Annotated in this window: 10 protein-coding genes; 9 read left to right on the plus strand and 1 reads right to left on the minus strand. The window is 58.0% G+C overall.

Features of this window, described 5'->3' with window-relative positions; translation table 11 throughout:
• The first annotated feature begins 3 nt into the window (after window positions 1–3).
• The 6 genes from AC1DX3_RS16590 (at window position 4) to AC1DX3_RS16615 (ending at window position 7,560) form a co-directional block, all read left to right on the plus strand.
• Entirely contained in the window at window positions 4–408 is a 405-nt protein-coding gene (locus AC1DX3_RS16590; RefSeq protein ID WP_476990432.1) for a hypothetical protein, read from the plus strand.
• Window positions 409–542: 134 nt separating this feature from the next.
• Window positions 543–2,513 (plus strand): M61 family metallopeptidase, encoded by a 1,971-nt coding sequence (locus AC1DX3_RS16595; protein WP_476990433.1) that lies wholly within the window; start codon window positions 543–545, stop codon window positions 2,511–2,513.
• Window positions 2,514–2,902: 389 nt separating this feature from the next.
• The gene (locus AC1DX3_RS16600; protein ID WP_476990434.1) at window positions 2,903–4,831 is read left to right on the plus strand and encodes a M61 family metallopeptidase; all 1,929 of its coding nucleotides are present in this window, start codon (window positions 2,903–2,905) and stop codon (window positions 4,829–4,831) included.
• A gap of 257 nt (window positions 4,832–5,088) precedes the next feature.
• Entirely contained in the window at window positions 5,089–5,892 is an 804-nt protein-coding gene (locus tag AC1DX3_RS16605) for a prolipoprotein diacylglyceryl transferase (protein ID WP_476990435.1), read from the plus strand.
• Window positions 5,879–7,267: a radical SAM protein gene (locus AC1DX3_RS16610; RefSeq protein ID WP_476990436.1), complete on the plus strand. Its 1,389-nt coding sequence runs from the start codon at window positions 5,879–5,881 to the stop codon at window positions 7,265–7,267. Before AC1DX3_RS16605 ends, AC1DX3_RS16610 begins: the two co-directional genes overlap by 14 nt.
• The gene (locus AC1DX3_RS16615; RefSeq protein ID WP_476990437.1) at window positions 7,264–7,560 is read left to right on the plus strand and encodes a hypothetical protein; all 297 of its coding nucleotides are present in this window, start codon (window positions 7,264–7,266) and stop codon (window positions 7,558–7,560) included. Before AC1DX3_RS16610 ends, AC1DX3_RS16615 begins: the two co-directional genes overlap by 4 nt.
• On the opposite strand, the gene AC1DX3_RS16620 is transcribed toward AC1DX3_RS16615, so the two are convergent.
• Window positions 7,561–8,220: a TMEM175 family protein gene (locus tag AC1DX3_RS16620; RefSeq protein ID WP_476990438.1), complete on the minus strand. Its 660-nt coding sequence runs from the start codon at window positions 8,218–8,220 to the stop codon at window positions 7,561–7,563.
• A gap of 96 nt (window positions 8,221–8,316) precedes the next feature.
• Here AC1DX3_RS16620 and AC1DX3_RS16625 point away from each other — a divergent pair, with 96 nt between their 5' ends.
• From AC1DX3_RS16625 to AC1DX3_RS16635, 3 genes are all read left to right on the plus strand, one after another.
• Window positions 8,317–9,060, plus strand: a complete 744-nt coding sequence (locus AC1DX3_RS16625; RefSeq protein WP_476990439.1) for a 16S rRNA (uracil(1498)-N(3))-methyltransferase — start codon at window positions 8,317–8,319, stop codon at window positions 9,058–9,060.
• An 83-nt stretch (window positions 9,061–9,143) separates the two neighbouring features.
• Window positions 9,144–10,499: a glutamate--cysteine ligase gene (locus AC1DX3_RS16630; protein WP_476990440.1), complete on the plus strand. Its 1,356-nt coding sequence runs from the start codon at window positions 9,144–9,146 to the stop codon at window positions 10,497–10,499.
• A 120-nt stretch (window positions 10,500–10,619) separates the two neighbouring features.
• On the plus strand, window positions 10,620–12,497 hold the full coding sequence (locus tag AC1DX3_RS16635; RefSeq protein WP_476990441.1) for a peptide MFS transporter: 1,878 nt from the start codon (window positions 10,620–10,622) through the stop codon (window positions 12,495–12,497).
• The last annotated feature ends 2 nt before the right edge of the window (window positions 12,498–12,499 follow it).

Here is a 12,499-nt window from a genome sequence, read left to right on the forward strand (position 1 = left end):
GTGGTGAAATTACCCAGTCATAAGGCCTTCCTGAAAATTACCCTGCCCAGTCTTATGGCTGTGGCGGGGCTGGTTTTGGTCATCAGCCATACCTCGTTTTCGGGCATGAAACCGTATTGGAACGCCGCGCCCTTCGATCCGGTTGCGTGGCGGCAGGTTCAAGCCGAGCGATCGGGCGTCCGGCGGACCATGGTGCGGGATCTGCTCAAACACCATTCGCCAGTCGGCATGACGACTGTCGAGGTCGACAACCTTCTCGGCCAGCCGTCGTGGACACGGAAGTCAGCTGATAGCGACTATGAGTATTTGTTGGGCGATCAAGATGGCATCATTGTTCTCGCATCCAGCTTTCTGGAACTCGAGGTCAAAAATGGCGTGGTTACGCGAGCTTACTGTTTCACGGATTAGAGGGTACGCGCCAATGTCTGCTGGCGACGACTAGATTACCGATCGGTAATGTTGCCGCCTTTGTCTTTACAAACGTAACGATCTGCGCTTGGTTTACGCCTCTTCGGGGTAGCTTATTCAGTGGGATCAAGTTTATGAAATCAAACGCCTTGGCTTTCGTCAGCGCCGGAGCCCTTATTGTCGGCCTGATCGCGTCCGGCGCGTCCGCCCAGACGGACTCGCCGCAATCCGCGACCCCGCAATCCGCGCCCATGCCGCCGGCCATTGCCGCGCCCCAGGATGTCGCCTATCCAGGCACCATAAAGTTGACGGTCGACGCCACCGACCTCGATCACCGCATCTTCAAGGTTCATGAGACGGTGCCGGTGGCCCAGGCGGGCGATCTCGTCCTCATGTTGCCCGAGTGGCTGCCCGGCCACCATTCGCCAGGCAAGGAACTGACCAAGCTGGCCGGCCTGACGGTTACGGCCAATGGCCAGAATATCGGCTGGACGCGCGATCCGGTCGATGTCTACGGTTTCCATATCAATGTCCCCGCCGGTGTGACCTCGGTCGATGTCGATTTCCAGTACCTGTCCGCCACGACGATGCCGGCAGGCCGGACCGTGATCACCCAGGACATGCTGAACCTGCAATGGAACTCTACGTCCCTCTATCCCGCCGGCTATTATGCGTTGCGTATTCCGATACAGGCCAATGTCATACTGCCGGCCGGCTGGGGGCTCGGTACGGGACTGGAGACCGACGTCAGGGATGGCGATACCGTCCATTTCAAGGTCACCGATTATGACACCCTGATCGACTCGCCGATCTATGCCGGGCGCTATTTCAAGTCGTTCGATCTCGACCCCGGCGCCGAGGCGCCGGTGCGCATGAATGTGGTCGCCGACAGCCCGGAATTGCTCAATGCGCCTGACGATGTCATCGCCGTCCACCGCAAGCTGGTTCAGCAGGCCTACAAGCTCTTCGGTGCTCATCACTATAACCATTACGACTTCCTGGTGTCAGAATCCGACATCCTCGGCGGCAACGGCCTGGAGCACCATCGCTCGTCGGAAGACGGCGTGGCGAAGAAATACCTGACCGACTGGAAGAACGCCTTCGTCGGCCGCGACCTGCTGGCGCACGAATTTACCCATTCGTGGAACGGCAAGTATCGCCGCGGCGCCGATCTGTGGACGCCCAATTTCCAGGTGCCGATGCGCGACAGCCTGTTGTGGGTCTATGAAGGCCAGACGCAATATTGGGGCATCATGCTGTCGGGCCGTTCGGGCCTTTACAGCAAGGATCAGGCCTTGCAGGTCCTGGCCATGACCGCGGCGTCCTATGACAACCTACCCGGGCGGTCTTGGCGTGCCCTCCAGGACACCACCAATGACCCGATCATCGCCCAGCGTTGGCCGCAGAACTGGACGTCGTTCGAACGCAGCGAAGACTATTACAATGAGGGCCTGCTGATCTGGCTGGACGCCGACACCTTGATCCGTCAGAAGACCAATAATACCAAGTCGCTCGACAATTTCGCCAAGGCCTTCTTCGGTGTCAACAATGGCGACTGGGGCGTCAATACCTATAATTTCGACGACGTCATCAACACGCTGAACAGCGTCTACGCTTACGACTGGAAGACCTTCCTGCGTACGCGTCTGGATGGTCATGGCGAGGCCGATAATGGCGGTGCGCCGCTCGATGGCTTTACCCGCGGCGGCTACAAGCTGGCCTATGTCGAGACGCCGAGCGACTATTGGAAAGCCCAGGAGGGTTTGCGCAAGGTCAGCAATCTCAGCTATTCGATCGGCTTGTCGGTCAGCTCCAAGGACAACACCATCTCATCCGTGTTGTGGAACGGTCCGGCGTTCAAGGCCGGACTGGCGCCGGGCGCGACCCTTATCGCGGTCAATGGCAAGGCGTTCGACATGGACCTGCTGAAGGCTGACATTACCGCCGCCAAGACGGGCAGCGATCCGATCGAATTGCTGGTCAAGAGCGATGACAATTACAAGACGGTTAAGATCGATTACCACGGCGGCCTGCGTTATCCGGTGTTGCAGCCGATTGCTGGCGCGCCGGCCTATCTCGACGATATCCTGGCCGAAAAGAAATAGCTGATACGGCGCCGGTTTTTGAACCGGCGCCGTTTTTACTTGGGGTCGAGAGGATCTGGTGCGCATTCGGAGTAGATGTGGGGATTTTCACGGAAAACCCGCACTCCGAATGGATTTGCCCTTGAATAGCGCTCGTGTTTCAAGGGTAAGTTCAGCGCGCCGTCCGGCGGATTTTGGCGGTATTAAAATACCATATATGAAAGGCGGTCCATTCATTCGGAGTGTCGGTTTCGGCAATAAACCGCCCAGGCTACTCCGAATGGCGCCAAAGGACGTTTCCGAGATTACAAAAGCTTAATCCCAACAGTTGCTTAAGAAACCGCTTTGCCGTTGACCCGCGGCGGAAACTGGCTTTGAGTGTTACCAAATATCACTCTGAGGGGTTTTTCATGCTCAAATCGGCTCTGGTCGCCGGCGTCTCGTTCGCTGCCCTGACTGCATTCACCGCCCATGCGGCGCCGCAAGGTGCTGCGATGACGCCGGCGATCGCGGCGCCGCAGGATGTCGCCTATAACGGCACCTTGCACGTCGCTGTCGACGCCACCGATATCGATCGCCGCATCGTACGCATTCATGAAACCATCCCCGTCACCGCTGGCGACCTGACATTGCTGGTGCCCAAGTGGTTGCCGGGCGATCACCAACCCGATGGCGAGGTCTCCAAGATGTCGGGCTTCACCTTTACCGGCAACGGCCAGGCTATCGCCTGGATGCGCGATCCGGTCGCGGTCAATGCCTTCCATATCACCGTGCCGGCTGGCGTCACCGAAATCACCGCCGACTTCCAATATCTGGCGCCGGTCAGCGGCGATATCGGTCGCGTCGTCATCACACCCGACATGATGAATATCCAGTGGGACTTCGCCTCGATCTATCCCGCCGGCTACTATGTCAGCCAAATCCCGGTGGTAGTCTCATTGAAGCTCCCTGCTGGCTGGCAACAGGGCAGCGGCATGGATGTCGACACTACATCGGCCGACAATGTCGTCACCTACAAGCCGACGACCTACGAAACTCTGATCGACTCACCTGTTTTCGCCGGCCGCTATTTCAAACGCCTGGACCTCGACCCGGGCGCCGCCGTCCCCGTCCATGCGGATATTGTCGCCGACAAGGCATCCGCCCTGGAGGTGCCGGACGATGTGCTGAAAATCCACCAGAAGCTGGTCCAGCAGGCTTATAAACTTTTCGGCGCCCATCATTACGATCACTATGACTTCCTGGTCGCAGCCACCGATAATCTCGGCGGCATCGGATTGGAACACCATCGCAGTAGCGAAAACAGTGTCGACACCGAATATTTCACCAACTGGAAGGAAAAATTTATCGGCCGCGACTTGTTGGCCCATGAATTCACCCACTCATGGAACGGCAAGTACCGCCGGCCCAACGACCTGTGGACTCCCGATTACCAGGTGCCGATGCGCGACAGCCTGTTGTGGGTCTATGAGGGCCAGACGGAATATTGGGGCAATGTCTTGTCGGCGCGCTCGGGCCTTTACAGCAAGGATCAGTATATGGGGCAAATGGCGCAATTCGCCGCCTATTACGACAATCTGGCGGCGCGGCAATGGCGCGACATGGCCGACACGACCAATGATCCGATCATCGCGCAACGCGCCCGTCAATCCTGGCCCAACTGGCAGGCCTCGGAAGAATACTACGACCAGGGCCTGCTGATCTGGCTCGATGCTGACACCCTGATCCGCGCAAATACCAAGGGCAAGAAATCGCTCGATGACTTCGCCAAGGCGTTTTTCGGCGTGCATGATGGCGATTGGGACACCAATACCTACAGTTTCGACGATGTCGTCGCGACCCTGAACAGCGTCTATCCCTATGACTGGGCGACCTTCCTCAATACGCGGCTGCACGATCACGGTCAAAAGCCGCCGTTCGACGGTTTGACCCGGGCCGGTTACAAGCTGGTCTATACCGATACGCCGTCGGACTTTTTTAAGGCCCGCGAAGGTGAGTATAAATACAGCGATTTCACCTATAGCCTGGGCCTGGCCGTCAACAAGGAGAGCAAGATCAACAATGTCCAGTGGGACAGCCTGGCCTATAAGGCCGGCTTGACGATCGGCCAGCAGATCATCGCGGTCAATGGTATCGCTTTCGATCCAGACAATCTGAAAGAGGTGCTGAAGGCCGACGCCAAGGCCGGCAATACCGATCCGATCGAATTGTTGATCAAATCCGGCGACCGTTATAAGACGGTCAAGATCGATTATCACGGCGGGCCGCGCTATCCGAGCCTGGTGCGCATCGATGGCACGCCGGACTTGATGAGCGATATCATCGCTGAGAAGAAATAACGGTCGGCGCGTTCTGGAGGTTTGCAAATCATCTTCTGTCTGCGCGCGTTCTCTCATGTACTGAAGTACACGTCGCTTCGCCTAGGCGGCCCCACATGCTCGACAGCTAACAATTTTGGCTGCGCCGAACTTTGTTTCGACTCACCAGAACGCCCTTCTGGCCGGTAGTATCGGCAGGTAGTTTACAGGCCGTCCGGGCTGCGTTACCCCTGTTTGGTTGAGCCGGGCAGGGGAGTCCTTTTTGTGACGCAGCAACTGTGACCTTTCCGGTCGTCTTCCATGTCTTCGGTCTCGCCCTGCCGGCGCATCTGGTCATGGAGACTCTGGCCTATACCATTGGATTCCGGCTCTACCTGTTCCTGCGCAAGCAGCAGAAGGATGCCCTAAGCGACGAGACGCGGCTGACGGCCCTGGCCGGCGGCATTGTCGGCGCGGCCCTGGGCTCCAAGCTGTTGGGATTTGCCGAACATCCGGAACTGTGGGCCCTGGCGCGCACCAATTTCATCTACGCCATGGCGGCCAAGACCATCCTGGGTGGGTTGCTTGGCGGCATTATTGGTGTCGAAATCGCCAAGAAGGTCACGGGCATTACGCGCTCGACCGGTGACCTCTATGTCTTTCCGCTGCTGGTCGCCATTATGATCGGCCGGGTCGGCTGCCTGCTGACCGGGGTGTCGGACGGCACCTGGGGTAAGTCGACAAGTTTTTTTATGGGTTACGACGCTGGCGACGGCGTTATTCGTCACCCGACGCCGTTGTACGAAATCGTCTTCCTCGCTCTGCTGGGCATAGCGCTTTCCGTCGTGCGCAGGCGTGCCACCCTCCGCGACGGCGACCTGTTCAAGATATTCATCATGGCCTATTGCGCCTGGCGCTTTGGTGTCGAATTTATCAAGCCGGTGACGACCTATGCGCTATCGGGATTGAACATCGTTCAAAATAACGCTATGGACTCATCCAGCGCCGGTCTTTCCATCCTGCAAATCGCTGCCTTGCTGGGCATTTGCGCATATGGCTGGGTCTTCGTGCGGCGGAAATGGGGACCACATGGCGGCGCGTGACTATATCTTTTTCGAGTTGACCAATTCGATCTGCTCGACCTGTTATCGCAAGCTGGAAGCCAAGATCATCTTCCAGAATGAGCGCGTCTATATGCTGAAAACCTGCCCGGAACACGGCAAGGAAAAGGTCCTGATCTCTACCGATATCGCCTATTACAAAAAGACGCGCGATTTCAACAAGCCTGGCGACATGCCGCGCAAGTTCGGCATGAAGGTCGAACGCGGCTGTCCCTATGACTGCGGCCTGTGCAGCGATCACGAGCAACATTCCTGCGTGTCCATCGTTGAATTGACCGATCGCTGCAACCTGACTTGCCCGACCTGTTATGCCTCTTCGAGCCCCAGTCACGGCCGCCATCGCACGCTTGGCGAAATTGAAAAGATGCTCGACATTGTCGTGGCGTCGGAAGGCGAGCCCGACGTTGTGCAATTGTCGGGCGGGGAGCCGACCCTGCATCCCGATTTTTTTGCTGTCATGGATATGGCCAAGGCGCGTCCGATCCGCCATCTGATGATCAATACCAATGGCATACGCATCGCCAAGGATTTCGCCTTTGCCGAACGGCTGAGCAGCTACATGCCGGGCGTCGAGGTCTATCTGCAATTCGACTCGTTTGAGGCTGAGGCGCTGATCTCGCTGCGCGGCGAGGACCTCCGTGCCACGCGCACCCAGGCCCTGGAGCATCTCAACCATTTCAATATTTCGACCACCCTGGTCGTTACCCTGCAAAAGGGCTTGAACGACCACGAGATCGGCGCCATCCTGGCCTTCGCGCGGACGCAAAAATGTGTTCGTGGCGTCACCTTCCAGCCGACCCAGATGGCCGGGCGGCTGGAACATTTCGACCCGGCCACCGACCGCATCACCTTGTCGGAGGTGCGCCAATCCATACTTGATCAGAGCGATATCTTCGTACCCGAGGATCTGGTGCCGGTGCCGTGTCATCCGGACGCCATCATGATGGGCTATGCCTTGAAACTGGGTGACGAGATCGTGCCGTTGACGCGCTATTTTTCACCGGAGGAACTGCTGGCGACGTCGCGCAACACGGTCAATTTCGAGACCATGCCCGAGGTTCACGACAAGCTGATCAAGCTTTTCAGCACCGGCAATTCGCCCCAGGACTGCACTGAGCAAATCGCCGACATCATGTGCTGTTTACCGCAGGTCGAGGCGCAAGGCTTGACCTATTCGAACCTGTTCCGTGTCATCGTCATGAAGTTTTACGACGCCCACGATTTCGATGTCCGCGGCGTCAAGAAGACCTGCGTCCATATCGTCCACAAGGACGGACGCATCATTCCCTTCGACACCATGAACCTTTTCTACCGCGACGCCGCGGTCGAACAAAAACTGATGGAGAGTATAAGATGAAGGCTACGCCTTTTCGCGTGATTGCCGCGCTTAACCTGCTGATCATCGCTGCCATCTACCTGGCGCCCATGGGCAATCAGGGCGGCTATATCGCCCTGGTCTGGGCCATGCTGACGGTAGTACATGTCGGCGCCAACCTGGCCCTTGGCGCCGTGACGGCCATTATCTCCGCCGTCATGGGCGCCAATAACGCCGCATTGAAGGGCGTGCCCCAGGCCTTTCTCATCTGCGCCGGACTGGTGCTGCTGATCTCTTTTCCGTTGTGCTTCGCGATGGCGCAAATTCAACATTGATCAGACCGCGGGTGTCTCGGCTTCCGGCTCTTTACCAAAGGGGCTGGAATGAAGGGTCCCGGAAATAAAGGCGCAAATCGCGACAAAGATAACGGCCGGCGCCAGGCCGAAATGCATGCCGAACCACAGCGACGCCACGCACATGACGGGTGGGAAAACGGCCAGGCGCAGTAGCGTGATCCAGCGAAAACGTGTGGTGACGCGCGGATCGATCAACTTGCCGATCACCGCGACATAGGCCCATAGCAGGCCGATGACGAGCGACAGGGCGACGATCAATCCGACATAGATTTCAATCGACGACAGATGGGCCTGGGTTCCGCCGACGCCTTTCTGCAGCACGGCGGTCGCCAGCGGCATCAAACCGATCAACATGAGAAAGAGGAGATTGAGCCAGGACGCCGGTTCGCTGAATTTTTGCACGTAGCGAAACACCAGGCGATGCGACATCCAGAAGGCGCCGATAGCGGTGAAACTAATGGCGTAATAGAGGATATGCTGTTGCAATTCCTTGACGAGATCGATCAGGGAGCCGTCCCAGCTTTCCGGCGGTCGCATTTCAATTACCAGGAGCGTAATGGCGATAGCGAAGACGCCGTCGGAGAAGAAGATCAGCCGTTCGAGGTCGTAGATTTTTTCCGGCGTGTCGTGCGATTTCATGTCGGGCCCCTCAGGTCTGGGGTAAAATCAGCCTGACTCAGGGGGCTAAGTCAAGCGGGACTTGGCTTGACGATCATTCGGAGGTACACCGCGACCATGATCCGTCTCTATATCGCAGAACCGACCCCACCGTTTGCCGAAGGCCTTATGGTTACGCTCAATGTTGACCAGGGGCGCTACCTGACCTCGGTCATGCGCCAAACCGTGGGTGATGAGGTCGCGCTGTTCAACGGTCGCGACGGCGAATGGACGGCCCGTATCGTCGAGGCTGGCAAGAAGACGGTGAAGCTGGAACTCGTCGCCCAAACGCGCGCGCAGATTTTGGGGCAGGGGCCGGTGTTGGTCATCGCCCTGGTCAAGCGCGCGGCGCTGGAGACCATTATCGAGAAGGCGACGGAGCTCGGTGCCGCAAGCATCCAATTGGTTATATCGCACCGTTCCAACAGCAGTCATACAAACGTCGAGCGGCTGAATGCGATTGCACGCGAAGCCGCCGAGCAGACGGAAAGGCTTGATGTACCTCAGGTTCTACCACCTGTAAAACTGGACAAATGGCTTGGCGAGCATGGCGCCGAGACCCTGATTTTCGCCGACGAGGAATCGACCCATGAAGGTGCGGCGCGGCGTACCAAGCCGGTTCTCGAAGCTTTGAAAGACTTCGCCGGTCAGGCCGCCATTTTGATCGGACCCGAGGGCGGCTTCGACGATGAAGAACGCCGTGCATTACGTACCCTGGCCCTCACTATACCGGTCAACCTCGGACCGCGTATCCTGCGCGCCGATACCGCGGCGATCTCGGCCTTGACGCTCTATCAGGCGGCCTGCGGCGACTGGCGCTAAATTTCCCGTGACAGCCTTGTCAGAGACATTGCGGCGGCCCATATAGCACCGGCAATCCATCAATGGGCTAAAGGGCAGGGCGTATGGCGTATAATTTGGAAGCAGAACCTGTCCGCTCGTTCCCGGAACTGGTCAGCTATTTCGAGTCCGGCAACAAGCCGCGCGAGAAATGGCGTATCGGCGCCGAGCACGAGAAGTTCGCCTTCCACCTCGATAGTCTGCGCCGCCCGACCTATGAGGGGCCCGACGGCATCGAAGCCATGCTGACTGGGATGCAGCGCTTCGGTTGGAAGCCCTACGAAGAAAATGGCAAGCTGATTGCCCTGTTGCGCAATGGCGCCTCGGTGACTCTCGAACCCGGCGGGCAGTTCGAGCTGTCGGGCGCACCGCTGGAGACCATCCACGACATCTGCGAAGAGACTGGGCAGCACCTGGAAGAGGTCAAGACGGTAGCGTCGGAGCTGGGGCTGGGTTTCCTTGGCGTCGGTTTTTCACCACTATGGACGCGTGACGAGACCCCGGTCATGCCGAAGGGCCGCTACAACATTATGCGGTCCTACATGCCGAAAAAGGGCAAGCTTGGTCTCGACATGATGCTGCGGACCTGTACGGTCCAGGCCAATCTCGATTACGAATCCGAAGCCGACATGGTGCTGAAGTTCCGCGTCTCGCTGGCGCTACAGCCGATCGCGACAGCGCTGTTCGCCAATTCGCCATTCACCGAAGGCAAGCCGAACGGCTTTTTGTCGGCCCGCGCCAATGTGTGGACCGATACCGATCCGGACCGCACTGGGATGCTCGATTTCGTTTTCGAAGACGGTTTCGGTTTTGAACGGTATGCCCGTTATGCCCTTGATGTACCTATGTATTTCGTTCACCGCGACGGCTATATTGATGCCTCGGGCCAGGACTTCAAGGACTATATGAAGGGTAACCTGGCAGCCTATCCCGGTCATTATCCGACCATGGACGACTGGGCCGACCACCTGACGACGCTGTTTCCGGAAGTGCGCCTGAAGAAGTATCTCGAAATGCGCGGTGCCGATGCTGGTCCGTGGAGCCGCTTGTGCGCCTTGCCGGCGCTGTGGGCGGGCTTGCTTTATGATCAAAGCGCGTTGGAGGCCGCGTGGGAGCTGGTCAAGGGCTGGACGACGGCCGATCACAACGCCTTGCGCGGCATGGCAGCGAGGACGGGTTTGAAGGGCGATATCGCCGGCCGCCCGGTCAAGGATTGGGCGATGGATGTTTTGAACATCGCCAGGATGGGGCTGAAGAACCGCAATCGCCTGTCGGGTGGCATGATCGACGAAAGCGGCTATTTGGGCGAACTGTTTGAGATCGCCGATAGCGGTATGACCCCGGCCGATCGTTTGCTTGAGAAGTACAACGGCGTTTGGCAGGGCGATATCCGCAAGCTGTACGAGCAGGAAGCCTATTAAGTTCGGGTTTCGGCCCTCCTAAACGACAGCACTTGCCAAGTCGCGCTTAAGCTGGTCTGATCCTTGAAAATGTAACCATCTGTTCGGCGGATGGTATACCGTTCTCAGGGGCCACGCCTTATGCTCAATCTCGTCCTTATCGCCGGCTTCGTCATTACGATCGCAACCGGGATACCGGTTTTCCTGCAATTGCGCACCCATCCGAAGGGGTTGGTGATCTGCTTTTTCACCGAGATGTGGGAGCGCTTTTCCTACTACGGCATGCGGGGCCTGCTGATCTATTATTTGACCAAGCAATTCCTGTTTACCGACAGCCACGCCGCCCAGCAGTATTCCTCCTACGCCACCATGATCTATCTGATGCCGCTGATCGGCGGCCTGGTGGCGGATCGTTGGATCGGGACGCGCAAGGCGGTCATCTTCGGTGGCATATTGCTGGTGCTCGGTCACTTCGGCATGGCGTTCGAAGGCGCGCCGGCGCAGCAGACCCTGGTTTATCAGGGCCACAGCTATGAATTCGTCAAGATGGACGACAAGACATCCAAGCTCAAATTGGATGACAAGCTCTATTCGGTCTCTTCCGACGACACGGAAAACCTGACCATTCAAGGCTTGCCAACTGGTGCGCCGGTGCCGGCGACCCTGGCCAAGGGCCAGTACCAGACGGGCGTCAAGGTCGTGACGCCGTGGGCGGAAAGCGCCTTTTATCTGTCGGTGTCGTTGATCATCATGGGGGTCGGGTTCCTTAAACCCAACATATCAACCATTGTCGGCCAACTGTATCGCGATCGCGACCCGCGCCGCGACGCCGGTTTCCAGCTCTATTATTTCGGCATCAATCTCGGCTCGTTCTGGGCGGCCATCCTGTGCGGTTGGTTGGGCCAGACCTACGGCTGGGGCTATGGTTTCGGCCTGGCCGGCGTCGGCATGCTGGCGGGCCTGTTGATCTTCCTGCTGGGCAAGAGCTGGCTGCAGTGCAAGGGCAGCGCGCCCGATCCGGAGGCTTTGAAGGTCAAGGTCGGCAATGTCATCAGCAAGGAAAACCTGATCTATCTGCTCGTGGTGGCCAGCATAGCCCTGATTTATTTCCTGGTGCAAAAGAACACCATCGTCTTCTATGTGTTGTGCGGATTGTCCATCCTGATGCTGGGCTATGTCATCTACAACATGTGCACGCGGTTTAGCCGGGCGGAGAATTTCCGCATCGCCCTGGCTTTGATTTTGAGCCTGGCTTCGATCGTCTTTTTTACGCTCGAGGAGTTGTCGGGCTCGGCTCTGAGCTTGTTTACCGACCGCAATGTCAATCTTGAATTCCTGCCGGCGCCGATTCATTTGGGGCAGTTCTTGCTGGCCTCGACGAAGCAGGTGGCGGCCATGGGCGGCGTGCCGGCGGGCACGACCTGGGTCAATATGGGGATCACCGCGGCGCAGACCCAGTCGATCAATACGGGTTTTATCTTGATCCTGGCGCCGATATTCGCGGCCCTGTTTACCTTTTTGGGCAAGCGCGGCAAAGATCCGGATCCGGTCAAGAAGTTCTCGGTCGGGATCGTGGCGACGGGTTTGGGGTTCATGGTGTTGGTATGGGCGGCACCCTTGGCCAATAGCGCCTTCCAGTTACCGCTGATCTTCCTGGTGCTGAACTATCTGTTGACGACGATCGGTGAGATGGCCTTGTCGCCGGTGGGCTTGTCGCAGCAGACCAAGCTGTCGCCGGCCATGGTGGTGTCGACCATGATGGCCTTGTGGTTCACTGGTTTGTCGTGGTCGCAATTCCTCGGCGGCAAGATTACCGAGATGACGGCGTCGTTTACGATCGGTGGCGAGGTTGTCGATCCAGGGGCAGCGCTGCGTACATCATTGACGGTGTTCAGCCAGATCGGGTTGATGACGATTGCGTTTGGTGTTGGGTTGTTTGCCTTGTCGTTCTTTATCAAGGGCTGGTCGCATGGTGTGAACGACTCGACGCCGGAGGTTCTGGAAACGGAAGTGCGCTAAAC

This window comes from Asticcacaulis sp. P2_B1, assembly GCF_056404915.1.